At 65.1% G+C, this 25,058-nt stretch carries 17 protein-coding genes; 7 read left to right on the top strand and 10 right to left on the bottom strand.

The window, feature by feature from the left end:
• Positions 1–4: 4 nt before the first annotated feature.
• Genes AXZ77_RS08460 through AXZ77_RS08450 form a run of 3 tightly spaced genes read right to left on the bottom strand, consistent with a single transcriptional unit; the run spans position 5 to position 2,917 of the window.
• Positions 5–1,087, bottom strand: a complete 1,083-nt coding sequence (locus tag AXZ77_RS08460) for a phosphotransferase (RefSeq protein ID WP_218000480.1) — start codon at positions 1,085–1,087, stop codon at positions 5–7.
• On the bottom strand, positions 1,080–2,054 hold the full coding sequence (locus AXZ77_RS08455; RefSeq protein ID WP_098410810.1) for a biotin-dependent carboxyltransferase family protein: 975 nt from the start codon (positions 2,052–2,054) through the stop codon (positions 1,080–1,082). The genes AXZ77_RS08460 and AXZ77_RS08455 overlap by 8 nt, the downstream gene beginning before the upstream one ends.
• Positions 2,051–2,917, bottom strand: coding sequence for an allophanate hydrolase subunit 1 (locus AXZ77_RS08450; protein WP_098410809.1), 867 nt, complete (start codon positions 2,915–2,917; stop codon positions 2,051–2,053). Before AXZ77_RS08450 ends, AXZ77_RS08455 begins: the two co-directional genes overlap by 4 nt.
• Positions 2,918–3,089: 172 nt before the next feature.
• Here AXZ77_RS08450 and AXZ77_RS08445 point away from each other — a divergent pair, with 172 nt between their 5' ends.
• The 7 genes from AXZ77_RS08445 to AXZ77_RS08415 all read left to right on the top strand — a co-directional run bounded on the left by AXZ77_RS08445 (position 3,090) and on the right by AXZ77_RS08415 (position 10,548).
• The gene (locus AXZ77_RS08445) at positions 3,090–3,752 is read left to right on the top strand and encodes a GntR family transcriptional regulator (protein WP_098410808.1); all 663 of its coding nucleotides are present in this window, start codon (positions 3,090–3,092) and stop codon (positions 3,750–3,752) included.
• A gap of 304 nt (positions 3,753–4,056) precedes the next feature.
• A complete protein-coding gene (gene pxpA / locus AXZ77_RS08440; RefSeq protein ID WP_255266440.1) occupies positions 4,057–4,815 on the top strand; it encodes a 5-oxoprolinase subunit PxpA in 759 nt (252 codons plus the stop codon).
• A complete protein-coding gene (locus AXZ77_RS08435; protein WP_098410807.1) occupies positions 4,812–6,287 on the top strand; it encodes a TCP-1/cpn60 chaperonin family protein in 1,476 nt (491 codons plus the stop codon). Before pxpA ends, AXZ77_RS08435 begins: the two co-directional genes overlap by 4 nt.
• Before the next feature lie 22 nt (positions 6,288–6,309).
• Entirely contained in the window at positions 6,310–7,395 is a 1,086-nt protein-coding gene (locus AXZ77_RS08430; RefSeq protein WP_098410806.1) for an ABC transporter ATP-binding protein, read from the top strand.
• A gap of 82 nt (positions 7,396–7,477) precedes the next feature.
• On the top strand, positions 7,478–8,686 hold the full coding sequence (locus AXZ77_RS08425) for a hypothetical protein (RefSeq protein WP_098410805.1): 1,209 nt from the start codon (positions 7,478–7,480) through the stop codon (positions 8,684–8,686).
• Between the two features lie 103 nt (positions 8,687–8,789).
• On the top strand, positions 8,790–9,692 hold the full coding sequence (locus tag AXZ77_RS08420) for an ABC transporter permease (RefSeq protein WP_176535992.1): 903 nt from the start codon (positions 8,790–8,792) through the stop codon (positions 9,690–9,692).
• Between the two features lie 22 nt (positions 9,693–9,714).
• The gene (locus AXZ77_RS08415; protein ID WP_098410803.1) at positions 9,715–10,548 is read left to right on the top strand and encodes an ABC transporter permease; all 834 of its coding nucleotides are present in this window, start codon (positions 9,715–9,717) and stop codon (positions 10,546–10,548) included.
• 28 nt (positions 10,549–10,576) lie between these two features.
• Here AXZ77_RS08415 and AXZ77_RS08410 read toward each other — a convergent pair whose 3' ends face one another.
• The 7 genes from AXZ77_RS08410 to AXZ77_RS08380 form a co-directional block, all read right to left on the bottom strand.
• On the bottom strand, positions 10,577–10,984 hold the full coding sequence (locus tag AXZ77_RS08410; protein ID WP_098410802.1) for a DUF4345 domain-containing protein: 408 nt from the start codon (positions 10,982–10,984) through the stop codon (positions 10,577–10,579).
• Between the two features lie 35 nt (positions 10,985–11,019).
• Positions 11,020–11,847: an NAD(P)H-binding protein gene (locus AXZ77_RS08405; RefSeq protein WP_098410801.1), complete on the bottom strand. Its 828-nt coding sequence runs from the start codon at positions 11,845–11,847 to the stop codon at positions 11,020–11,022.
• Positions 11,848–11,952: 105 nt separating this feature from the next.
• The gene (locus tag AXZ77_RS08400) at positions 11,953–12,957 is read right to left on the bottom strand and encodes an AraC family transcriptional regulator (RefSeq protein WP_098410800.1); all 1,005 of its coding nucleotides are present in this window, start codon (positions 12,955–12,957) and stop codon (positions 11,953–11,955) included.
• Between the two features lie 202 nt (positions 12,958–13,159).
• Complete coding sequence (locus AXZ77_RS08395; protein WP_098410799.1) at positions 13,160–14,452, bottom strand: HlyD family type I secretion periplasmic adaptor subunit; 1,293 nt, start codon at positions 14,450–14,452, stop codon at positions 13,160–13,162.
• Between the two features lie 37 nt (positions 14,453–14,489).
• Entirely contained in the window at positions 14,490–16,385 is a 1,896-nt protein-coding gene (locus AXZ77_RS08390) for a cadherin-like domain-containing protein (RefSeq protein WP_098410798.1), read from the bottom strand.
• Between the two features lie 3 nt (positions 16,386–16,388).
• Positions 16,389–18,161: a type I secretion system permease/ATPase gene (locus AXZ77_RS08385; protein ID WP_098410797.1), complete on the bottom strand. Its 1,773-nt coding sequence runs from the start codon at positions 18,159–18,161 to the stop codon at positions 16,389–16,391.
• A gap of 73 nt (positions 18,162–18,234) precedes the next feature.
• Positions 18,235–25,017 carry a peroxidase family protein gene (locus AXZ77_RS08380; protein WP_098410796.1) on the bottom strand — a complete coding sequence of 2,261 codons (6,783 nt, stop codon included), beginning with the start codon at positions 25,015–25,017 and terminating at the stop codon, positions 18,235–18,237.
• Positions 25,018–25,058: the final 41 nt, after the last annotated feature.

Raw genomic sequence — 25,058 nt, 5'->3', positions numbered from 1 at the left:
GCGTTCACTCCATATCGCACGCGCTGAGCAAAGCCCGGGTCACGTCCTGGGTGGGAAGGGTCGCGAAACGGGCCATGGCCGTGCGGGCCGGCCCGTTGTTGCGCAGGATGTATGCGGCGTTCTCGGGGTAGCGCGCCGCACGCCAGTTGGTGATCGTGATCGAGGCCACGAGCCGGGCCACCGTCAGATCGCGTAGCACCTCCACCTCCTTGCGCTCGAGCGGCAGGACGGAGTGATAGGAGGCCACGAGACGCGCGATGGCGCCGAGCGGATCGTCTTCGCTCGCCAGATAGGAGGCGGCGACGGCCACATCGATGGCGAGATGAGTGTTCACCATGTCGCCGAAATCGAGAATGCCGGTGATCCGGTCCTGTTCGCTCGCATCCACGAGTATGTTGTGGTGATTCATGTCGTTATGGATCACCTGACGGCGCAGACCGCCGAGCGCAGGGGCAACCTGCGCCTCGAAATGGTCAAGCTCGCGCCGCACCGCATCCGCCACCGCGTCTTCGCCGAGGCTCTCGGTCAACGGGCGCAGGCGCGGGAGATGCCGGATGTCCCACAGTAGCTCGTGGCGCGCGCCCGGATGGTCGAACCCTTCGAGCGCCCGGCCCAGCCGCGCCGTCATCGCGCCGATCCCGGATTGCATCTGCGCCGTCATCGGCACGTGATGCAGCGGCGTGCCGTCAAGCCAGGACAGAACCCGCACCACGCTGGTGCGCCCCGACGGCAGCTGCAGCCGCTGCGTGAACGCGCCGTCGAGCGCGGCCACCGCGCGCGGAAGTGGAAGCTCGGGATCGACCCGGGCAACCCAGCGCAGCGCCGCGGTCTGGAACTCCGTGTTGAGCGGATCCTCGACCGCGTTCGAGATCTTCAGGATATAGTCCTGCCCGGTCCCGGTCACGATGCGGAAATTCTGGTCCCGCTCGCAGGCGATTTCATGTGCGGAACCGTCGATCCCCCAGTGATCGTGCAAGAGCGTCTGGGCCTGATCCGGCGTCAGCCGCGGCGGCGCGCTGGCCAACAGTCCAGCCAGAAGGGAGTCTTGGTCGACCGCAGAGCCGTCTGTCATCATCGCTTCAGGCATTTTGCAGAATCTCGGGTTTGGTTTTTGCATCGATTTCGGCCCGCAGCGCCGCTGCGCCGTCGCGGTCCACGCGGCGAAAACGCAGGGTCTCGTTCGGCTTGGCCTGCGCCAGCTTCCAGAAGGCGGCGCTCGCGATGGTGAAGGGGTTGATGAAACCGCCGGTGCTCGGCGCGTCATTGACGAGGATGATCGGCGTCTGACCGGCAAGGTTCACAGCCCCCATCGGATAGCCGTGATCGATGATGTTCGACGGGTCCTGCCCGTGATCCGGGGACTTGTTCAATGCCTTGTCGGAAAACCCGAATTCCGGGCCGGTCAGGCGAATACCGGTGCGACTGCTCTTTGTCTGGATCTGCCAGTCGGTCGAAAAGAACATCTCGATCGTCGCCTCGTCGAGCCAGTCGTCATTCGGCCCGCACAGCGCCTCGACCTCCCAAACGCGATCGGTGCCGATCACCGGGCGCGCGGATTCGGGCAGAACGTAGAGGGCGCTCGCCTCCGAGGCGCCGACCGGCAGCGCCTGACCGGCGATGAGGGCGTGACCGCCGACACCCGCCTGATGGAACACGGCGCGAGAACCCAGAACCGGCTCGGTCGCGATCCCGCCGGAGACGGCGAGATAGGCCCGCGCGCCGGTCTTTGCGAAGCCCATGGTCAGCGTCTGGCCCGCCGAGACCGCGACGGTCGCGTACATCGGGATCGGCGCGCCATCGACCGACGGCGACATGTCCGCGCCGGTGACGGCGATCAGCATGTCGGCGTCGAAGGTCAGGGTCGGCCCCATGAACTGGCATTCCAGCGCAGCTGTGTCACGGTCATTGCCGACAAGGATATTGGCCTGACGGAACGACCAGGCGTCGAAGGGACCCGAGAGCGGAAACCCCTGCTCCAGAAAGCCCTCGCGCCCCGGAAGCTCCTGCACACAAGTCTGAAGACCCGGCTTGACCGTGGTGATGGTGCGGCTCATTTGGAGGCCTCCTCTTGCGCCTTGGCCCAGTCGAGATAGCGGTCGACCGAGAAGACTTGGTAATCGACGATATCGTGGCGGAAGGAGCCCTCGGCGACGCGCGTTTCGATCTCGTTGTACTCATCGCGTTCGACGGGCTTGAACCGAACCCGGTCGCCAGCCCGGAACAGCGCGAGGCTGTCCGCGAAGTCGGGAAGCCGCTGCGCCCCATCATAGGTCGGCGCCGGCGTATGACCGATAAGCTGATAGCCGCCCGGCGTCGCGTCCGGATAGATACAGGTCAACGCACCACCGAGACCCACCGCCCCTTTCGGGGTATGGGTGCGCGGCGGATTGTATTTCGGTGCGATGATCCGTGCGGTGGGATTGAGCGCGAGCAGCGAGCACAGACCGGGCCAGAAGCCGAGCGCCGCAACCCAGTATTCGGTCGAGGCGTGACGGCGGCGCAGTGCGGCACGATCCGGCAACCCGTTCAACTCGCAGATCAACTCGGGATCGGGCGTCTTTTCGGGATAGTCCTTGCGGTAGTCTTCGACGCAGGCTTCCGTCTTCTCATCGAAATAGAGCACGGGAATGGTGATCAGCCGGCTTGCGAGCGTTCCGGTCACCCCGCGCCCCATCTCGGCATAAAGCGCTTCGATCTCGTGGCACAGGTCTTCGTAGGAGATACGGTCGGGATCGTAGTTCACCTGGAACGAGGCCAGTTCGGGGATCAGATCGACAAGGCCCGCGATCCGCGCCTCTCGCACAGCAGCGACAAGCCGGTGAACGATGAAATTGATGGTGAAATCCATCCCATCACCCAGCTCGACCTCGATCGCGCGATCTCCTCCGGGATAAAATCGCAGAGCTTCGTGAAGCATTCGACCTGTTCTCCTCTCGGCTATGTTCTGGGACGCATCCGCACGACTTTGTCGCAGGACCTTCCCTAGTCGGAGTATATGATATATCAATAATCGTCAACGGACTTTACCCATCGACATAAAGTAAGATACCAAGCAATAGAGCGGACCACGCGCAACGAGAGGCATTCGAGTGAAGAAGATCGAGCATCAGTCATTGAGCGACCAGGCGTATCACGCGATCCGGGACGGATTGCAGGAGGGCCTCTTCATGCCGATGGAGCCGCTGGTTATCCGCACGCTCGCGGCGAATTACGGGATCTCCGCCACCCCGATCCGCGAAGCGCTTCAACGGCTCGTCGCCGAGCGCCTTCTGACGGTGCTGCCGAATCGGTCGATCGTGGTGCCCCGCATGACGCAAAGACGTTTTCGCGAGCTCATGCCAATCCGCGCCGCGCTTGAAGGAATGGCGGCGGAACTGGCCGTCGACAAGTTCACCGAGGAGGAAATCGCGCAGCTCTCGGAGCTGACCGCGCGGGTGGAAGAGGTCGCGAAACGCCATGATTCCGCAGGCTACCTGACCCTCAACCGCGAATTCCACTTCACCGTTTACCGCCGCGCGAACAATCCAGAACTTCTGCAGCTTATCAATGACTTATGGTTGAAAGTTGGCCCGGTTTTTACCGGCCTTTTCGACGATGAGCACTTCAAACACCACGCCAATGACGAACACCGCAACATCCTCGCGGCGATCGAGCGGCGCGACGCTGAAGCAGCAGGCCAGTTCATGCGGCAAGATATCGACATCGCCGCCAAAGCATTGCTTCCGCTGATGCCGCTGACCGACGGAGCCTGAGCGCGAACCCGGCCAGAACCCAAGCAGACACCCACCGGGGCGGCATCGTGCCGCCCCTCTTTTTTGCGCCAGCACGTCTTGCGCAAAATGCCCCAGCAGCGCCCGGCGACCCAACCGCGCCGCACCGGCCTCGCTGCCGACATCCCTGCCCTGCCCAAAAAATCAGCCACCCGCCCAGATTCGATCACGTCACGCGATTTTCGCTTCCGACGCAAAGAGGCGCCGCAGGTTTTCGGCCCCGCCCTGCTTCCCCTTGGGAAAGATTATCTTGACACAAGGTGGTGATCCGGTCGTTATAGGATACATGATATATCATTTGGAGGCCGAGATGGTGACGATCAATTGCGACATGGGCGAATCCTTCGGGATCTACGCGTTCGGCGACGACACGGCCTGCATGCCCTTCGTCACCCACGCCAACATCGCCTGCGGCTTTCACGCCTCCGATCCCGTGGTCATGCGCGACACGCTGCGCAAGGCGAAGGCCGCCGGCATCAATGTCGGCTCCCACCCCGGCCTGCCCGACCGTGAGGGCTTCGGGCGGCGGCGGATGCAGATGCGCCGTGACGAGATCTACGCGCTCATCATGTATCAGACCGGCGCGCTGCAGGCGCTGGCCGCGGCCGAAGGTCTTGCGCTCTCGCACATCAAGCCGCACGGCGCGCTCTTCGGAATGGCGCAGAACGAGATGCATGTCGCGGAAGGCGTTGCCGATGCGGCCGAGGCGCTCGGTCTGCCGGTGATCGCCTATTCCGACTGCTGCATGTCGGAGGTGTTCACCCGACGCGGCATCACTTTCAGTTGCGAGTTCTATGCCGATCTCGACTATGATGACGACGGACGCCAGATCATTTCGCGCGCGCATGAGAGCGTTGCGCCGGAGGCGGTCGCCGAGAAAGTCCGCCGCGCCGTGCTCGAAGGCATGACCACCGCCGTGAGCGGCAAGGACGTGTCGGTCGTCGCCGAAAGCATCTGCGTCCATTCCGACACGCCGAACGCGATCGCGGTCGCGAAGGCGGTTCATCAGGTTCTCACGGACGAGGCGAGGCTGACCACCGCATGACCGCCGTGCGCATCATATCGGGCAATTCGCTTCAGGCGGAGCTGACGGACGATCTCGCGCCGGTTCTGCGCGCGATTGCGGCCAAGCTCGGCCCCGACGGGCGCGCGGCGCTCTACACATTGGGCGCGCGCGTGCGACGCGCCACCACAGGCACGGAAATCGCCCGTCATTTCTGCGCGGACGGGACGAGCGAGGTGCTTCTGCGGGAAGCGCTGGTGTCGGCGGACCGCGATCTGGGCGACGGCACCTCGCGCATGGCCGTGATGACCGGCGCAGCCTTGGCTGCCGGACGCCGGTCCGTCGCCGCAGGCGTGCATCCGTCCCATCTTATCCGCTCGGTCGACGGGCTGCGCCCCGAGATCACGCGCCATTTCGCGGCCGTCACGCAGGACACGAGCAATATCGAAGGCATCCTCGCCGCAGCCGCGCTTCCCGGCGACGCGACGGATGCCCTGGACCGCGCGCTCGAACTCGCAGGGTCCGAGGGTCATGTCGAGCTGAGCGACCAGCCGGAGCCCGGACTGCGCCTCGATCATGTCGAAGGCTTCTCCGCCGACATGGAGCCGCTCCTGTCGGGAGTGCTGACGCATATGGATGCGGTCCACGTTCTGGTGGTCAACGACATCCTGACCGATTTCAAACGCCTCGCCCCCGTGATCGAAGGTTTCGCGCAGAGCGGCAAGTCGCTGCTGATCGCGGCGCGGGGGCTCGAAGGCGCCGCCAAGCAGCTTCTGGAGCGCAACCGGCAGGCTGGCGTTCTGCGCGTGGCCGCGATCACACCCCGCGACAAGGGCCCGCGCGCCGCCGAAATCCTGCGCGACCTCGCGCTCGCGACCGGCGCGACCCTCGTGGATGACGAGACCGGCCAGACACTCGACACGCTCACGCCCGAGCATCTCGGTGCGGCAGAGGCGTTCCGGCGCAGCGGAGATCACGTGACCTTCTCCGCCCCCGCCGGCGACGCCGCGGCCATCGCGCTGCGGCTTCAAGACATCGCCCACGAAATCGAGCGCAACCGCTATCTCGCTCTCGACCGCGAACATGCACAACGGCGCCACGCCCGTCTTTCGGGCCGTTGGGTCGAGCTTTTCATCGGTCCGCACAGGACCGAACCGGATTTGCGCGCACGGATGGCACGTGCGCTTGCCTCGGTGCGCTCGGCGCGAACTGGCGGCACGCTGACAGGTGGAGGCGTCGGCCTTACCGAAATTGCCGCGCGCCTTGAAGCCGAACGTCCGTCCGACCCTACCGATCGCGCCGCCCGGGCCCTTGTTGGCGAAGCCCTGCGCGCGACTGGACGCGCCTTGCGACGCAACGCCGGGCTCGAGCCCCTAGACGGCGTCCTTCCCGCCGACTCTGTGCGGGACCCGGCCCGGCTTTCGCGCGACGTGCTCGACCTCGCGCTGTCGCTCGCATTGCGGATTCTGACGCTTGAGACGGCCGTGCTGCGCACGCCCCATCACTCTCACTGAACGACTGACTTGAGGACATGAAATGAAGGATATGCATAGCGAACCCATGCTCGAGGTCAGCAATGTCGTCCACAAGTACGGCAAGGTCACCGCGCTGTCGGACGTGTCGCTGTCTGCGGCGAAGGGCGAATTCCTGACGATCCTCGGCTCCAGCGGCTCGGGGAAGACGACGATGCTGCGCGTGATCTCCGGGCTGGAAACGCCCTATTCGGTCGACCGCCTGCGCATCGGGGGCGAAGATGTCGTGGGACTGCCTGCCGCCAAGCGCAACTGCACGACGGTGTTCCAGAATTACGCGCTGTTCCCGCATATGAACGTGATCGAGAACGTGGCCTATGGCCTGCGCATCCGCGGCCGGACGGCTCAGGATTCGACAGCCGAAGCGAAGCGCGCGCTGGAGATGGTCCAGCTCGGGGCCAAGGCCGACCGCTCCATCGGGCAGCTCTCGGGCGGGGAACGCCAACGTGTGGCACTTGCGCGCGCGGTCGTCACCCGCCCTGCGATCCTGCTTCTCGACGAGCCGCTCGGCGCGCTGGACGAGCGGTTGCGCCAGGACATGCAGCTGGAACTCATGGAGCTTCAGCGCAAACTCGGCATGACCTTCATCTACATCACGCACTCTCAGGAAGAAGCGCTCACCATGAGCGACCGCGTCGTTCTGATGAAGCACGGCCGGATCGAGCAGAGCGGCGCGCCGCTCGACCTGTTCGACCGTCCGGTCACGCGGTTCGCTGCGGATTTCATGGGCTACGAGAACATTCTCGACGGCAAGCTTCTGCGCAAGGACGGCGAGATCGGCGAGGTGGAACTGGTCGGCAGCGCAGTCGTGCGCGGCACTCTCGCCACCTCTGACATTCAGCCGGGCGGCGCCATCAACCTTGCCATCCGGGCCGAACGGATCGGACCGGTCGCAGCCGACGAGGACGGGCTCGATGCCACCCTGTCCAACCGCGTCTATCGCGGGAAATACACCGACATGATGGTCGAGACGAAAGCGGGCACGCTGCGTCTGCGGTCCTGGCACGGTGCGCCCAACGAGAAGGGCGCCATCTCGCGGGTTGGCTGGAAGCTCTCGGACGCCGTGATTTTCCCCGAACACAAGGGCTGATCGCGTCGATCGGTCCACCTTCGGGAAAACTGGCTTACGCAGCCGCTCGAGACGGCGCGAAGCCCCAACAGGAGAAGGAAATATGAAAGACAAGCACTCTACGTTCGACCAGATCGAACTGACCCGGCGCAACATGCTTCGCGGCATGGGCGCGGTTGCCGGGACGGCAGCCCTCGCGGCTACCGGTCTCGCCCCCCGTGGTGCGATGGCGCAGGATATGCCCGTGGTGCGGGCTTACGGCGTTCCGACCGCCGCGCTCAAGGATTGGTCGCCGCTCGAGGCCAGCCTCGGCATCAAGTGCGAACTCAACGGCACCTCGAACGATGTCGGCGTTTTCATGCGCGACATCATGGCGTCGAACCTCGGTGACAGCACCGACATCTACATCTTCGAGAGCGGCACCGAAGACATCCTCGGCCCGCGCGGCATGTATGCCAAGATCGAGACGGACCACCCCGAACTCACCCTTTGGGAGCGCACGTCCGATGCCTGGAAACGCTCGCCTGTCGTCACCGACGAAGAGGGCAACCAGTGGGGCGTTCCGGTCATCGGCAACGCCGACAGCTTCGGCTACGTGCCCGAAGCCATCGGCGTCGATCCCGAAAGCGAAGAAGAGCTCTCGTGGTCGCTGATGTTCGAAGACGAAGCCACCCGCGGCCGCGTCGCCTACGGGCAGGGCTGGAGCTACTCGATGCCCTCCGCCGCGCTCTACCTGAAGGAAACCGGCAAGGCCGACATTGCGAATGTCTCGGACATGACCGCCGAAGAAGCGGCGATGGTCGCGGACTTCCTCATCGAGCGCAAGAAAGCGGGTCAGTTCCGCACGCTCTACGGCGCCTTCGAGGAGCAGATCCAGCTTCTGACCAACAAGGAAGTCGACGTGATCAACTGCTGGGAACCGGCAGTGCGTGAAGCCAACAACGTGCTGGGCGAGAACGCGACGCGTTACGCCTACACCGTCGAGGGCTACTTCAAATGGGGCCACGGCGCCTATGTCGCCGCCCCCGCGATGGAACGCGACAATGTCGACAACATCTACAAGATGCTGAACTACTTCCTCGGCGGCGAATACCGTGCGCTTCAGGCCCGCGATCGTGGCTATGCCGGCCCGAACATGGACCTCGGCGTGGCCTATGCCGAAGAGAACGGCTGGAGCGACGCGGAAATCGAAGCCCTGCGCGCCACCGAAGCCAAGGTGAACCGCAAGTTCGAGAAGCCCTTCACCTCGACCACGACGCCGCAGAACGCGTCGGACATCGAGGAGCAGTGGCAGCGGTTCCTCAACGCCTGATCCCTTCGCGTCCTCCGCGCCTGCGGGGGACGCTACCCGGCCTCGCCAAGGGCCGAACACCACAGGAAGATAGATGACCATGAACGCCGAATTGGATGCGCCCATGACGCAGACCAGACCGAAGGACAAAGGCCGCAAGCCTGCCATGAGAATCCCCGTCGCAACCGTGGCGCTATGGGTGATCTGCGCGGCCTGGACCATTCTGGTGATCGTTCCGCTCCTCATCCTGTTCGTCTACAGCTTCTTTTCGACCGAGTATTTCCAGACGATCTACGAGCCGAGCCTCGAGACGTGGAAGGGCCTCTTCGCCTCGGGGCGCTGGGAGGTCACGCTACGCACGCTGCGCATCGCGCTGACCGTGACGCTGATCGAGCTCGCCATCGGCTTCCCCTTCGCGCTCTGGCTCGCCAAGGGAGCGCGCAGCCAGATGGCCCGTGCCGTGTTCCTCGCGCTGTTGACCATTCCGTTCTTCCTCGACCTGTCGTCGCGCACGATCGTCTGGCGCGCGATCCTTGGTCAGAACGGCCTGATCAACACCGTCCTCATGTCGACCGGGATCACGGATGCGCCGCTCGACTGGCTGCTCTACTCGGAATTCTCGGTGCATTTCGGGATGATCCCGGCCCTGTTCCCCCCGATGGTCCTGCCGATCTACATGGCTATCATCCTCATCGACGACACCCTGATCGAAGCCTCCAACGACCTCGGGGCGACCCCGGCACAGACCCTGTGGAAGGTGATCGTGCCCCTCTCCCTGCCCGGCGTGATGGCGGGCTTCGTCTTCACGCTCGGACCGGCACTGGCCGCTTGGGTCGAGCCGGGAATGCTGGGCGGCGGCTTCGTGAACCTGCTGTCGAGCTCGATCGAGAGCGCCTACACCGCCCTGCGCTATCCCGTCGTCGCCGCCCTCTCCGCTTTCGTGATCGGTCTCCTGCTGCTGATCCTCGCGGTGATGGCCCTCATCCTGCGCCACCTCGGCGGCGCGAGACTCGCGCTGCGCCGATGACCACGGGCACAAGGAAAGACCAATGACCGACATGACCGCCACGACACGCCCCGTTCCGCTCGAAACCAGTTACAACCCGAACTGGAAGCGGCTCGGCAAATGGATGGGCATCGCCATGCTGGGGCTGATCTATTTCCCGCTGCTGTGGCTCGTCTTGCTGTCGATCTCGAACGATCCGCTTTCGGGCATCCCCGGCGCCTTCTCGCTGCGCCACTATCAGGCGCTGTTCGCCAGCAGCGATTGGCACATGCCCTTCGTCTCCAGCGTCGTGATCGGCCTGATCGTCGGTCTGGTCAGCGCGATCACCGCGACCGTGATCGGGCGGGCGGTGCCGCGTATGGCCAGCCCCGGCCCGATGCTCCTCGTCTTCGTCTTGCCGCTCTTCGTGCCCGGCATGTCGATGGGCGCTGCCCTCTTCATCTTCAGCCAGTCCGTGCTCGGTCTCGATCTGGGCTTCTGGTCGATCGCCGTGGGGCATTACGTCTGGGCCCTGCCCTTCGCCCTCCTGATCGTGCTCGTCGTGACCCTGCGCTTCGACCATACCCTGATCGAGGCGGGACGCGACCTCGGGGCGAGCGACTGGCGCGTCTTCAAGGACATCGAGTTTCCGATCCTGATGCCGGGCATCGTCAGCGCCGGGCTCTTCGGCTTCCTGATGTCCTTCAACGAGGTCATGCGCACGATCTTCCTGCGCGGCACATCAGAGACCATGCCGGTGTGGAACTGGGTGCAGGCGGCAGCCCAGCAAAGCCAGGTGCCGATCATCTTCGCCCTGTCTTCCCTCGTTTTGCTGGTGACCCTGCCGCTTCTCAGCGCGATGTTCTGGCTGCTATTCGTGCGGCTGAACCGGACCTGACTGTCCGGCCTCCCGCCACGGCCCGAGGTCAGCCGAGAGACACGCGGGCCTGCGCACCCGCGCCGGGCCGGAAAGCGAGGACGCAGAGCGCGGCGATTGCAAGTTCGAGGACAAGCGCCACAAGGATGCCGTTCGACGGCATCCCGTCTGCGACGATCCCCAGAATGCGCCCGACCGGAAAAGCGAGGAAGACGGTCAGCGCGGCCACGACAGCGGCTTGGCTCATCGCCGGTCGGAGGATGCCGAGAAGCATGACCACACCGAACCCCGCGAGACCGGCACCGGGGGCACGCAGCTCGCTCAGAAGGCTCGGATCGGGCCCGAGCGCGATGCCATAGCTCGCGTAAAAGCTCTGCGGGGTGGTCAGGATGAGAGCCCCGATGCTGATCGCGGTGACGCCGGAGATGGCCAGCGCAAGTTTCTGAAAACGTGTCATTGGATTTCCCTTTTCGTTGAGATTTCGCGCGGAACTCACGCCGCGGCGCGCCATGCGCCCGCCCTGGCCGCGGCGCGAGCGAAGTCGACGAAATCGCGCGGGGGACGACCGAGGGCGCGCTCGACGCCGTCGGTGACATGGGCGTTGCGCCCGTCCAGTGTCTCGCGGGCGATTGCGGTGAAGACATCGGCCACGAAATCCCCGCCGACACGGGCGATTTCGGCATGGAATGCCTCGAAAGAGATCGGGAGATGCTGGATGGGTCGACCGATGGCCGACGACAGGTCTGCCGCCATGTCGGCGAAGGACATCAACCGCGGCCCCGTCACCTCATAGAGCGCCCCCTTGTGGCCCTCTTCGGTCAGCGCGGCCACTGCGACATCGGCAATATCGTCGATGTCGATAATCGGCTCGACGATATCGCCTCCGGGCATCGGCAGGACACCGGCGAGGATGGGATCGCGCAGATAGCCTTCGCTGAAGTTCTGCGCGAACCAGGCCGCGCGCACGATGGTGAAATCGATGCCGGAACTGCGGACGACCTCCTCCCCCAGACGGGCGTGATGCTCGCCACGGCCCGAGAGCAGGACGAGATGGGAAAGCCCCGCGCTCTTCGCGGTCGCGCAGAGCGTGTCCAGCTTATCGACCGCGCCGGGAAAGGCGAGGTCCGGGAAATAGGTGACATAGGCCGCGCGGGCGCCTTCGAGCGCGGGGGCCCAGGTCTCGGGCACGTCCCAGTCGAAGGGCGTTGCGGACAGCCGCGAACCACGGCGCACCGCGCGGCCCTTGGCGTCCAGCCGGGCGGCGACACGCGCGCCGGTCTTGCCGGTGGCGCCGATGACGAGGATGGGATCGGGGTGCATGGGGCTTCCTCCTTGGTTCGGATGTGACCCAGAGGATAGGCCGCCGAAAGCTGCCCGGTCTTGACCGGCGCCGCCACGGTTTTGACCGAGCCTGCCAATTGTCGATCAGCGCGACGAGAGGTCCTTTCGGCAACTGGCTGGGGTCCGCCCGACCCAGCGCTTGAACGCACGGGTGAAGGAGCTTTGCTCGGAGAACCCGGTCAGGAAGGCGATCTCGGCGAGCGAATAGCGCGCGTCGCGCAGGAGCCCCTCGGCCAGTTCCCGGCGGGTCTCTTCCGTGAGGGTCTGGAAGCTCATGCCCTGCTCCGACAGGCGCCGGTGGAAGGATCTCGCGCTCAGACCCAGACCGCGCGCGACATCTGCCATCCGTGGTGTGCCTTCACTTAGCGACTGCGCGATCGCGTCCTTGGCCTGCGCCACGAGGGACATTTCGTCGGCGATCTCGGACAGTGCGGCATCGAGATGCGAGATCAAATAACTCGAGATCCCCGCATCGCCAAGAATGTTGGGCTGCGCCAACGTCTCGGGCGACAGCAAAAGCGCATCCAGCTCGGCATCGAACCGAACCGGGCAGCCGAACCAGTCCTCGTGGGCGGCCACCGATCGCGGTGCGCGATGCCGGATCTGCACCTCGAGCGGCGCAAAGGGCGCCGGGCAGACCTGCCGGGCCAGCGACACCGCGCTGGCGAGCGTCGCCTCGTTCGACAGCCGCATCCCCAGTCGCCGTTCCCCCTCACGGTGCAGGATGAACAGGATGCCACGCGGATCGGGGCGCAACTCGTAGCGAACGACGCTCGTCCATAGCCGCGAATAGCGCTCCACCCGCGAAAACGAGCCGCCGAGGTCGAGCGCGGCCTTCCAGGCAAGCCCGAGCGCGCCGTAATCGTCGCACCGCATGGACGCCCCTCCGCGCACCGGAAGATCGGTCACGTCGGTCTGCTCGGCAATGCGTTCGAGCATGTCGTAATAGATGGAGGCGGGGATCATCACCTTCGGGTCCCAGGCGCCATCGGGATCCAGCCCTGCACCCGCCAGAAGCGCGCGCGCATCGACAGCCTTCCCCGCTGCGGCGACCATCTTTCGGGCAAAGAGCGATGTGACATGTCCCATGCCAACAGCTTAGGCAGGACCGTCGCGATGTCCATGCGGGTGTGGCACTGTCAGCGCGGCGTCTGCTGGCCCCGAGTTGCCGTTAATCACGAGCGCGGCGAACCTTGCCTGCCCCCCAAACGCCCGCGCTGCTGCAATTTGACAGCTCGGGCGGTGGCTCTCTTTGACGCGCGGCCACTCACCCATCAAAGGCGTCTCACCCTCAGTCCTCGCGCATCGTGCGCTGCACCTGATCGGTCACCGGTTTGAGCAGATACGAGATCGCGGTGCGCTCGCCGGTCTGGAAGAACACCTCCACCGGCATCCCCGGGCGCAGGCCGCGCCCGTCGGGCAGCACCGGCGCCTCGGTCAGCGCGACGGCGCAGAGGTAATAGCTCCCGCCGCTCTCGTCCTTGGTGGCCGAGGCTGCGACCACGCGCACCTCGCCCGCCACTTCCGGCGTCGTGCGCTGGTTGAAAGCGGTGAAGCGCAGCCGCACCGGCTGGCCCGGCATCACCTGATCAATATCGGTGGTGCGCAGTCGCGCCTCCACGATCAGCTCGCCATCGGGCACGATCGCCATAACCCGTTCCCCGGGCGCGATCACACCGTTCACCGTATGCACGCCCAGCTCGTTCACCACGCCCGCGATCGGCGCGCGGATCTCGGTGCGCGAGAGGCGGTCGCGCGCGGCCACGGCGCGTTCGTGCAGCTCAGCCATCTGCGCGTCGATGTCGCGCAGCTCCTTCTGCGCGGCGGTGCGGGCCTGATGGTCCAGTTCGAGGATGCGCAGGTTCGACTCGCTGATCTGGCCCTTCACCCGCGCGATATTCGCCTCGATCTCGCCCGAGACCCCGTCGAGCCGCGCCATGTCGCGCTCGACCTCGGTGATTGCGCCCTTTTCGGTCAGACCTTTCTTCAGGAGCTTTTGCAGCCGGTCATGATCTTCGCCGCGCAGACGGCGTTCGATATCGTTCGACTGGCGCTGCGCTTCGAGCGCGCGGATTTCCTCGTCGAACTGATCGACCTGAGATAGAAGCTGATCGCGGCGCAAGTCCTGCATCGCGCGGTCATGCGCCAGAAGCTGGCGTTCGCCATCGGCAATCGCGGCTGTCTCCTCGGCGGCCTCGAACCCGTCCGGGAACACGATCTCGCCGGCGCTGTCGCGCACCGCGATCAACCGTGCGCGGCGACCAGTGAATTCGCGGATCTGGGTCTCGACGATCCCCAGTTCCGAGCGCAGCTGCGTGTCGTCGAGGCTCAGCACCACGTCGCCCGCCTGCACCAGATCGCCGTTCTCCACCCGAATGTCTCGGATCACGCCGCCATCCGGGTGCTGCACCACCTTCAGTTGCGATTTCACCGCAACCTGCCCCTGCGCGATCACCGCGCCGGAGAGTTTCGCCTGCGCCGCCCAGCCCCCGAAGACGAGGATCAGCGCACCCAAAAAGGCCGTCGCGAACAGGATCCGCGCGCGGATCGAGAACAGGGCCGGATCATGGTCAGTCTTGGTCATTTTCGGTTCCCCCCACCAAAAATTTGCGCGCAGCCCGTCAGGCGGGCACGTCGCTATCAAACAGGAAATTGGTTTCTTCGAGCGTGTGATGGCCTTCGAGTTCGATCTCGAAGTCGTAATCCTCGACGCTGCCATCCGCGTGCTCGGCGCTCAGCTTGGCTTTCACGATGGTGAATTCATGCGCGTCGTCTCCATCTTCGATCTCGTAGGCCACGAAAACGCCGCCGCGCGCCTCGGCGACCTCGCCGGTGGCGCCTGCAAAGAACAGGCGCATCTCGCCATAGCCTTCGCCCATCGGGTCGATCTGCGAGAGGTCGATCCGGTCGCCGGGTTCGAAATCGGTGATGCGGTCATGGCCTTGGCCCGCGTTCTGGATCGCGGCGAGCGAGGTGAAGACGAAGACATCCTCGCCCGCGCCCCCGGCGAAGAGGTTGCAGGCATCGCTTGCGATCAGCTGGTCATCTCCGGCACCGGAGGCGACGTTCTCGATGTTGACGAGAGAGGCTTCGCCGGTCGCGCTGGTCATTGTCCCTGAGGACAGATCGACGGTGACCGATTCCGCGATGCGGTGCAGATCGAGCGTGTCGGAGCCCGCGCCGCCATCATAGCTGTCGCCCGCGGCCTCCGAGATCTCCGCGACAACGATGCGGTCCTCGCCCGCCCCACCGGATACCACGTCTTCACCTGCGCCACCGTCGAGCAGGTCGCAACCTTCTCCGCCCATCAGCGTGTCGTTGCCCGCGCCACCATCGAGGCTGTCCGCGCCCGTGCCGCCATCGAGATAGTCGTTGCCGTCCTCGCCATGCAGCAGGTCCGTCCCGGCCTCGCCGAAGACGATATCGTCGCCCGCTCCCGCGAAGACTGTGTCATTGCCTGCGCCGCCATAGATCACATCAGCGCCTGCGCCGCCGATCAGCACGTCGCAGCCATCGCCGCCGTCGAGAATGTCGTCGCCCTCGCGACCGTAAAGAATATCGTCGCCCGTCTCGCCCCGGATCGCGTCGCGGTCGGGCGTGCCGCTCAGCAGATCGGCCTCGGCGGTGCCGATCACGTCATGATAGTCAGGCGGCAGGATAAGGGCCGTCGCGGTCTGTCCGATCGACATTTCCCCATCGCTGAGGTCGTAGGTGATGACCAACTCGCCCTCGAACCCCTGATCGGGTTTGATGAGCCATTCGCCCTCGCCATGGGCGATCACCTCGCCCGCTTCGGCTTGCATCGACAGGATCGAGAGCGGGTCGCCGTCGGGATCGCTCGCCCCGCTCAAGAGCACCGCCGCCACGACGAAGAAGCTCTCGTCACGCCGTCCGGGTGAGAGGCGCACCGGGCCATTCGTCTCCGGAGCGCGGTTGCGCGAGGCTTCGGGCGTCTGACCGGGTGGGCCTGCGTCCTCAGCCGCGCCCTCGGCATCGCGCGCCTTGCGGGCCGCGGCACGGGTCGAGGAAAAGACCGGCACTTTCGGGAAATCGTACTCCTTCACCTCGATCGTGTCCGGGAAGAAAAGCGTATCGTCCTGCGCATTCACCGTCGCCTTGTGCTTGGCGTGCCAGCGCTGCGGCGAAAGGGCGAAAGGGGCCGGATTTGCGCCCGGGAACAGGATCACGTTCTCGGGTAAGGGAGCGGACAGCTCCTCTTTCTGCGCCTGCGCGGCACTCGGCCCCATTTCGGGGATGTGATGCGCAGCCGGCGTCTGCGGGCCGGCGGGGGCGTCGGGATCTGCCGGGGGGTGGGCCGGGCCGTCCTGAACACCTTCCGCCTGCGCCGCATCCGTGCCGAAGAGCTTGCGCGCGAGCGCCGCCCAGGCAAGAGCGACCAGCCCCACCGCCACGCGGCCGGGCCAGACCGCGCGCCGCTCCGGCGCACGGTATTTCTGTATCGGCGCGAGCGCCGCTTCGTCATCCGGGATACCGAGCTTGAGCTTGTCCTGTTCCATGGCTCAGCCCACCGCCTGCTCGATGCTGTCCCCCAGCTCCGCCGCCGGAGCGGGGCGTTTGCCCTTGGGCAGCGGTTTGAGCCCGACGGATCGGTTGACGATCTCGTCTTTCGGACCGAAGGCCACCAGCTTGCCGCCCTGAACGAAGCCAACGAGATTGACGGATTCCAGCGCCTTGGGGCGATGCGCGATCACCACGACGATGCCGCCCCGGCCCCGGACCGACGCGATGGCCGCGCTGAGCGCCGCTTCGCCATCGGCGTCGAGGTTCGAGTTCGGTTCGTCCAGCACCACGAGGAAGGGCGCCCCATAAAGCGCACGCGCAAGTCCGACGCGCTGCCGTTGTCCGGCGGAAAGCGAGGTGCCGAAGGGGCCGAGCTGCGTCTGATAGCCGTCGGGCAGATGGATGATCGTCTGATGCGCGCCCGCAGCCTTCGCCGCCGCCACCACATCTGCATCGGTCGCGTCCGGCGCAAATCGCGCGATATTCTCGGCGACAGTGCCCTCCATCAGCGAAACCTCCTGCGGCAGGTAGCCGATATGATCGCCCAGAAGGTCCACCCGCCATTGATCGAGCGCGGCCCCGTCGAACCGAACATGCCCCCGCAAGAGCGGCCAGATGCCGACGATCCCTTTGGCGAGCGTCGTTTTGCCCGAGCCCGAAGGTCCGATCAGTCCCAGCCCGTCGCCCGCTTTGAGATCGAAGCTGACATCGCCCAGCAGGACCGCGCCGGACCCGGGGGCCACAACCGTCATCCCTTCGACCGTGAAGCTCTCGGACGGGGCCGGCAGCGCGACCATGCTGTCATCGTCTTCGATGGTGGCGAGCGTGTCGCGCAGCCGCGCATGGCTGCGCCGCGCCGCTACGAAGCCCTTCCAGTTGCCGATCGCCATCTCCACCGGCGCGAGCGCACGCGACGCGGCCACCGAACAGGCGATGATCGCACCGGGCGACAGCTCGCCCACGATGGTCAAGTAAGCGCCAAGTCCCAGCAGCGCCGATTGCAGCATCATCCGGGTGACCTTCGACAGCCCGCTGAGCGTGCCGGTGATGTCGCTGGTGCGCGCATGAAGACGCAGATGCTCGGCATTGGCGGTGTCGAACCGCTCGACCGCGCGGCGCCCGAACCCCATCGCGTGCAGCACATCGGCGTTACGCGTGTTGGTGTCGGCGATCATCGCGCGGGCGATGGAGGCCTTCTGCAGCTCCCGACCCGAGCGGCGCGACATCATCTCGGTGATGACGGTCAGCGTGATCAGCACGCAGGCCCCGCCGATGGTCATCAGCCCCAGCAGCGGGTGCAGCAGATAGACGAAGCCCAGAAACAGCGGCATCCACGGCAGATCCAGAAGCGCAATGGCCCCTGCCCCCGAGACGAAGCTGCGGATCGTGTCGACGTCACGGCCCCGCTCCAGCGCCTCGGAGGTGGAATAGCCGAAACGCGGCATCTCGATCGCAACGCGATGCGTGAGCGGCGCGAGGCGGTTGTCGATCCGCGCGCCGACGCGCACGAGGATCTGGTTGCGCAGCACATCGAACAGCCCCTGAAACAGGTAGAGTGCGATGGCCAGAACCGAGAGCGCCAGCAGCGTCGGAACCGAACCGCTTGTCAGCGCCCGGTCGTAGATCTGCAGCATGTAGAACGAGCCTGTCAGCGCCAGAAGGCTGATCACGAAGGACAGGCCGAGAAGAAAGATGATCAGCCCGCGATAGCGGCCGAGACGCTCGGAGACGAGCTCTTCGCTGGCTTGGAAACGGCGACGTGCATTGCTCATGTGATCCTCCCACCAAGATCTTGAGACTTTGAAAAATCACGCCCGGCGGACCCCTCCGCCGGGCGCTACCCCCTTAATTCACCCCGTTGAAATCAGAGGCGTCGAGAATGTGACGGCCCGCGATGTCGATCTCGAAATCGGCCTCCAGATCGTCGTCGACATTGCCCGCGACGATCGTGTGCTCGCCATCGTCGCGCATCTCGTAGGAGACGCGCAGCTCGCCCGCGGCGCTGAAATCGCCCGCCGCGAACAGGACGAAGGATTGCGCCCCTGCCGCGCCCTGATCGGCGTCGATCCCGCTCAGGTCGATCTTGTCGCCCGGTGCGAAACCGTTGATCCGATCGCCATCGGCATCGGCGGCCGCGTTGAACACGAAAGTGTCGTGACCGCCCCCGCCATCCATCACGTTGACCGCGCTGTTGGCGATGATCGTGTCGTCGCCGCTGCCGGTGATGACATTCTCGAAGCTGTAGATCTGATCCGCGGTCTCGCCGATCATCACCTGACCGTGACCATTGGTGCCGTGGCCCAGATCGACCTCCACCGAGGCCTGGATCGCGGCGTAGTCGAGCGTATCCGAGCCCTCCCCGCCCCAGTAGCTGTCGACCCCGTCGTCTTCGGTCGCGATCACCGTATCGTCGCCGTCATCGGCAAAGACCATGTCGCGGCCTTTGCCAGCCTCAATGACGTCGTCGCCCTCGCCGCCGAAGAGACGATCCGCGCCCCCGTCGCCGAAGATCATGTCGTCGCCCTCGTTGCCGAGCGCATTGTCCGCGCCGCCGCCTGCGAAGATGACGTCATTGCCCTCCATCCCGATGAAGGTCTCGGCGGTGTCGTCGCCCACCAGCACCAGCCCGTCGGGCATCGCGCTGTCGGTTCCGGCATCGCTGTCGCTATCCGGGCTGTCCTGATCGGAGCTGTCGGAGCGCGTGCCGTGGCGGGCGCCGTTGAGCACATCCTGCGGACGTTCGCCGCCCACCACCACGTCATCGCCGCCGCCGCCGTTGAAGACGATGCGGTGATCGGAGGTAAGCCCGGAGATGTCGACTGTATCATCAGCGCCATCGCCGTTGATGGTGATCGTCGAATAGGCGAGGCTCGTGCCCGAGAAATCGCCCAAGATCTCGACGAAATCCCCGCGCCGTCCGCCGGTGTTGCCGCCATCGAGCCCGCCATTGCCGTTATCGGCGGTCACGTCGAGCGTGTTGATCGTGATCTCCTCGATATTGGCAAGCTCGGCAATCACCTCGCCATCGCGGGTGATGATGATCTCGGCGGCGGCATTCTCCGCCGTGATCCCGGCAAGCGCCGCGGCTGCGATCGTGTAGATCGCGAAGGTCTCGCGGGTGTTATTGCCGGAGACCACGAAGCGATCCCCCGCCGTACCATTGGTCCCGCCATCCACGAAGTCCCGACCGTCCGGGCGTTCGGGCTGGTTGCGCCGCTGGTTGGTCACGGTCCAGACGAAGGAATCGTTGCCCGACCCGCCGGTGATCGAGTCGTTGCCCTCGCGACCGTAGACGGTCGTGTCGTTGGTGGCCGCGCTCAGGTCGATCATGTTGTCCCCGGCATCGCCGGTGACGATGTCGAAGGTCTCCGTCACCTGCGTACCAGAGGCGTCGGTCGCGCGGATCGTCGCGCTATGCGTCTCGTTATCGCCAAGCCCGCCCGCGACGCGCAACTGATCGTCGTTGGCACCGCGAAGCCGGATATCCGGCGTGCCCGAGAGCAGCTCATAGCTCGCCTGCCCGCCGAAGGGCACATCCGCACTCAGCCGTGCAAGCGTGCCGTCGGTTCTCCCCGTTGCGTTCATCATGATATCCGACATCGGATCGGGATTGAGCGAGATCGTCTCGCCATTCGCGAACTCGGCCCATTCGACGCCCACGAGGATATCCACCCCATCGGTCGCGACCGGGTTGCCCTGATTGTCGGTGCCGTTGCGCAGATCGGTGATCTTCACCGCTTGCTGGCCGTTCATCGAGATCAGCTCGATCCGGTAGTCGTCGCGGTTGCCAGTATAGAGCGCCGTATCGGTGCCTTCCGCCCCGGTATCGCCGAGGATATGGCCCAGCGAGCCGTCGGAGAACTGAACGCGGGTGTCGCCGGTGCCATACCAGTCCTCGATGAAGCCGGTCACGGTGACTGTCTGGTCGTGGCGGTTGTCGCCGATCCAGTAGAGGTCCGCATCCACGATCACGGCGTCGCCGAAGATGAAATCGGCCTGACCTGTGCTCTCGTCGCCGCCATCGCCCAAGCCGGTCAAACGGTCGTCTCCGCCGCCGCCCACGAGGTAGTTATTGGCGCCGTTCGAGCCGATGCCGTTCTCATCCGCGCCGGTCAGATCGTCATTATATTGCGAGCCGACAAGCCCTTCGAGGAACGCATATTGGTCCATCAGCACGGAGCCGGTGCCTGCGTTGTTCGAGGTCTGCAGGTTCGCGACCACGTTGATATAGGCGTCCTCGTAGGAGCCGATATCCATGTCGCCCTCGGTGCCGTCGCCGTTGAACTCGATCACCGGGTTGAGCTGCGCGGGGCTGTCGCCGTTGAGACGGTCGCCATCATTCGCGGTCGGGCCGAGCCCCCCTTCGAGTAGGTCATTGCCCGAGCCGCCATTGATGTTATCGTCGCCCACGCCGCCGACCATCCAGTCCGCGCCGTTGCCGCCGAACATCTCGTCGACGCTGTCGCCGCCATCCATGTAATCGTTGCCGTCACCGCCCATCATCAGGTCGGTATCGCCCTCGCCATAGAGCCGGTCATTGCCATCGTCGCCGAAGACCTCGTCGATGCCATCGCCGCCATGGACCTCGTCATCGCCCGCGTTGCCGTGCGAGGTATCGAGCACACCGGGGCCCGCAAAGATCGTGTCATTGCCGTTCCCGCCGAGGATGAAGTCGTCATTCTCGTAATCGGTGATGTAGTCGTCGCCGTCGCCGCCATAGATATGGTCGTTGCCCTGTGCGCCCTCGATGCGGTCATTGCCCTCATCGCCATAGAGCACGTCATCGCCCAAGGCCCCGACGATGAAGTCGTCGCCCGAGAGGCCGATCACCGTGATATGGCCGTCATTGGCCGGACCGCCGGGGACGGTCTCGGTGAGTTGGACATTGTCGATCAGGATCTGGTCGGTCGAGCCCGCGAGATCGAATTTCTCGATCACGATGCGCAGGTCCAGCCCAGCCGAGCCCGCCGGGATCGGGTCACTCACGAGTGTCACCGTCACCTTACCCCCATTCTCGGTGGGCGGATCGAAGATCACGGAGCCCAACAGGTTCCCGTCGCTGTCGAACAGCTTCGCCTCGCCACCCGTGGCGACCCGGTCGAGCCGGTCGATCACGTCGAAGGTCAGCGTATAGGTGGCGTCCTCCACCAACGGCGTCTCCACCGTCTTCGACAGGATCGCGCCATTGCCCATATAGGCCACCTGATCGCCGGTCAGCATCGCGCCATCCACCGGCGGGTTCGGGTCAGCCGGGAGCACTTCGGTCTCGGGCGCCCAGGTGCCGCCATTGGTCAGCTGCCAGCCTTGCGGCGCGCCGTTCAGATAGGTGCCGTTGGTGTTGGTCGTGCCGACGCCGCCGCCCAGCAACTGATCCTCAAAGCTGCCATTGCCGACATCGATCTGGCGCACCTCGTCGGGCAGCCGCTCCAGCGTCGCGTTGAAGTAGTCGTTGTCGCCATAGGCGTCATCGACACCCAGCAGACCGTCGCGCGCATTGTCGTGGTAGTCGCCGCTCGAGGTCGTCCCGTCGAGCACATAGGTCGCCGAGGGCGTGGCGAAGGCATCCGGGATATGCTCCAGCCCGGTGGTGCGCATGATCAGATGGGCGAATTGCTCGCCGATGATCTGATCGCCCAGATGGTGGCCGACTGGCATCCGGTAGAGGTAGTAGAAGCGGTCGCCATCCTGCAGGCGCTGAGTGAAGTCCAGCATGATGAAGCTGAAGGTGGTGCCGAGCGGGCCGTCGAACATCGCCTGTTCGGCCAGACCGCCGACCCAGAGGTCGATATCCCAGAACCCCTGATCGCCCTGCCCGCCCGAGAGCGACCAGCCCACACCCGGCGTATAGGTCGGCTCTCCCGATCCACGCATGAACATCAGTGCCGCGTCATGCATCGGATCGGACGCATCGGCTGCGGCATCGAGGATCGCCTGCGCCGCCGCGCGGATCTCATAAAGCTCGCCCGTGCCCGCCTGATAGGCGTCGCGCGCGGCTTGCAGCCCGAACGTGCCGTCTTCGTCCCGCCCATAAGCGGCGATGAAGTTCACCAGCGATTCCGGCGTGCGCAGATGCGCCCCGAAATCTTCCCAGCTGTGATAGGGCGCGATGCCCGAGCCGTTGGTATTGTTCGACGTGTTCTGGGTCAGCCCGTCGAAGACTTCCATGCGCAGCTCGTTGAGCGTCGGCAGCCCGACATCGCGACCGCGCGCGATATTCAGCGCGGGCAGATCGAGCGGCACACCCACCAACGACTGTTGCAGCGCGGCGGTGACGAATTCATCCATTTCGTTGCCCTGCTGGGTCAGCAGACCCGCCGCGATCCCGGACGCGCCATAGACGTCAAACTGATCGGGATTGAGAAAGACGTCGAAGAGGCCCTTCTCGACATAGGTCGGCACATAGCCCGGCTCGCCGGGATTGACGCCCGCCTCGTCGGTCACCGCGATCTGAACGGTCTCGCGCAGCTGCGAATGACCCAGACGGAACACGGCCTGCGAGAATTCGAGGCTGATATTGAGGTTGATATCGGCGGAATAGGACACGAATTCCGGCAGCGCCGGGTAGAGCGTGCCCATGTATTGGTCGACCGCGATATGGTTGTATTCGCTCTCGGTGATGATGCGCGCGGCCTGATAGACGCGCTCGCCATCCCAGGTGAGGCTGTCGACGATGGCCTGCACAGCCGCGTCGTCGGTCAGATCGGTGCCAGCCCAGCTGTCGAAGGTGATCTGGTCGATATCCACCGCCAGCCAGCCTTCATTCGCCGCATCCGTGCCGTTCAGCCCGTCGATATCGCCGCTTGCGATCGCATCGCGGACCGCCGACATCATGACGTTGCGGGCTTGAATGTTGTGCTCTTCGTGGAAGACGTGGTGCACCGAGGTCAGCGTGATATTCTCGTTCACGCGGCCATCGCCGGAGACCTTGTGGCGGGCCAGAAGCGCGTCATCGTAGGTGAAGGCGCCCGCATTCGGGTCGGAGGCCGGGTCGAGCTCATTGCCCTGAAAATCGGCGCCCGGCGAGGCGCCATGCGCGATATCCAGAAGGACCGCCTGATTGGTGGTGCGCACCTCGCCGATATCGGCCGCGGCGCATTTGCCCTCCATCGCATCCTGCAGCGTCCAGCGCACATAGGGGTCGTAGCCAGCCGCCGCCAGATCGGCGAAGGAGGTGTAGGTCACGCCCCCGATCTCGATCCCGGTGGTCGTGGCGATCGCCTCGAGATCGGCGATGCTCTGATCCGAGCGGAACAGGAAATCGCTCTGCGGGGTGTAATTCAGCCGCCCGATCGCATCCGCGTTGATCCACGGGCAGTCGAGGACATCGGTGTCGACCAGCTCGATCCCGATGCGCGTCGCGTTGACCTTCATGTCGGCCCAGGTCGCCAGCTCATCCTTGCCGTCGACCATCGTGCCATCGGGCGCCATCGCCGCGCCCATCGAGACGTCGAGCGCCACGAGAGTGCCATTCGCATCGGGACGATGGACGATCCCGTCCTCGGCCCCGGTGATCAGGGCGCCGGTGACCGTGCCATCGGCATCGTATTGGCGCAGCAGCACATTGACCGCCTCATGCGAGCCGTAGGTCTGGCTCTGGTCGATCATCAGGCCGGTATTGTTGTTGTAGAGCGGCGTGACACCCGGCAGCAGGTTGCCGTTCTCGTCGAAATCCGTATCGGGGTTCGACAGTTTCGCGCGGCTCAGCATCATCACGTTCGAGACGCCGGGGATGTAAGCCGGATCGGCCGGGTCGATCCAAAGCGGGTCGTTCTCGCTCAGCGGGATCATCACCACGCCGCCGGTCTTCTGGATGAAGTCCAGCCCGTGATCGAAGAACTGACCGAAGGCCACGAACCATTCGTTATAGGTCACGCCGCCGAGGATGCCGGGGTTCGGCATGAAGGCGGTGGTGATGTCGCCCACGACCGAGTTCGACACGTCCACGGCCTCGCCGCCTAGATTGTTCATCGCGGCCACGGCGGCCGGATTGTAGTTCGGATCGGTCATGTCGACATTCGAGCTGGTGATCAGCTCCGAGATCAGACGCGGGGTGGAATCCACCACGACCGAGCTGTTGAGAATGTCGAGCGTCGAGCCGTCCGTGCCGAACTGATACTCCGCCTGCGCATCCGACATCGCCACCATCATCGACATCGCATCGACGGTGGGCGTGTAGTCGGGATCGCCGGGCAGGTTCCCTGCCCCATCCGCCACGAACATCGAGGGCGACATCGACATCGGGTTGTCGACCAGCACCTGCTTGGAGGTCGCGACATAATCGGGATCGTCGGGAAGGCGGCCCTCGCTGTCGGGCAGCACCAGCGTCACCCACATCTTCTGCACGGTGGCGTAAGAGGTGCCGTATTCCGGCTCGGTCGGGTGGTTGGTGGTGAACATGCGCAGGAACTCGGTATCGGCCTGCCCCCAATCGGGATGCACATTGCCGCCGGTCCAGACGATCGTGCCATCCGCGCCGACGGTATAGCCGCCCGCGAGGTTGTTGTTATAGCCCGACACTTCGCGCACCCCGTTCGGGTCGAGCGCACTCGTCAGTCGCGAATAATCGTTCAGGATATTCGCTTGTTGCAGCAGATAATCGAGATCGGCTCCGGCCAGTTTGATCGTCATGTCAGCCCCCTAAAACCAAATCGGGCCGCGCCGCGGTCCCG

Origin of the sequence: Thioclava sp. ES.031 (genome assembly GCF_002563775.1) — a bacterium.
Classification (GTDB): Bacteria; Pseudomonadota; Alphaproteobacteria; order Rhodobacterales; family Rhodobacteraceae; genus Thioclava.
The sequence above is the reverse complement of the archived record's forward strand: the minus strand, read 5'-3'. Positions and strand labels throughout refer to the sequence as shown.

Excerpts from the sequence above, each read along its gene's own strand:
- AXZ77_RS08460 (WP_218000480.1), bottom strand. The coding sequence starts at position 1,087 with ATGCCTGAAGCGATGATGACAGACGGCTCTGCGGTCGACCAAGACTCC.
- AXZ77_RS08455 (WP_098410810.1), bottom strand. The coding sequence starts at position 2,054 with ATGAGCCGCACCATCACCACGGTCAAGCCGGGTCTTCAGACTTGTGTG.
- AXZ77_RS08450 (WP_098410809.1), bottom strand. The coding sequence starts at position 2,917 with ATGCTTCACGAAGCTCTGCGATTTTATCCCGGAGGAGATCGCGCGATC.
- pxpA (WP_255266440.1), top strand. The coding sequence starts at position 4,057 with ATGATATATCATTTGGAGGCCGAGATGGTGACGATCAATTGCGACATG.
- AXZ77_RS08435 (WP_098410807.1), top strand. The coding sequence starts at position 4,812 with ATGACCGCCGTGCGCATCATATCGGGCAATTCGCTTCAGGCGGAGCTG.
- AXZ77_RS08430 (WP_098410806.1), top strand. The coding sequence starts at position 6,310 with ATGAAGGATATGCATAGCGAACCCATGCTCGAGGTCAGCAATGTCGTC.
- AXZ77_RS08425 (WP_098410805.1), top strand. The coding sequence starts at position 7,478 with ATGAAAGACAAGCACTCTACGTTCGACCAGATCGAACTGACCCGGCGC.
- AXZ77_RS08420 (WP_176535992.1), top strand. The coding sequence starts at position 8,790 with ATGACGCAGACCAGACCGAAGGACAAAGGCCGCAAGCCTGCCATGAGA.
- AXZ77_RS08415 (WP_098410803.1), top strand. The coding sequence starts at position 9,715 with ATGACCGACATGACCGCCACGACACGCCCCGTTCCGCTCGAAACCAGT.
- AXZ77_RS08410 (WP_098410802.1), bottom strand. The coding sequence starts at position 10,984 with ATGACACGTTTTCAGAAACTTGCGCTGGCCATCTCCGGCGTCACCGCG.
- AXZ77_RS08405 (WP_098410801.1), bottom strand. The coding sequence starts at position 11,847 with ATGCACCCCGATCCCATCCTCGTCATCGGCGCCACCGGCAAGACCGGC.
- AXZ77_RS08400 (WP_098410800.1), bottom strand. The coding sequence starts at position 12,957 with ATGGGACATGTCACATCGCTCTTTGCCCGAAAGATGGTCGCCGCAGCG.
- AXZ77_RS08395 (WP_098410799.1), bottom strand. The coding sequence starts at position 14,452 with ATGACCAAGACTGACCATGATCCGGCCCTGTTCTCGATCCGCGCGCGG.
- AXZ77_RS08390 (WP_098410798.1), bottom strand. The coding sequence starts at position 16,385 with ATGGAACAGGACAAGCTCAAGCTCGGTATCCCGGATGACGAAGCGGCG.
- AXZ77_RS08385 (WP_098410797.1), bottom strand. The coding sequence starts at position 18,161 with ATGAGCAATGCACGTCGCCGTTTCCAAGCCAGCGAAGAGCTCGTCTCC.
- AXZ77_RS08380 (WP_098410796.1), bottom strand. The coding sequence starts at position 25,017 with ATGACGATCAAACTGGCCGGAGCCGATCTCGATTATCTGCTGCAACAA.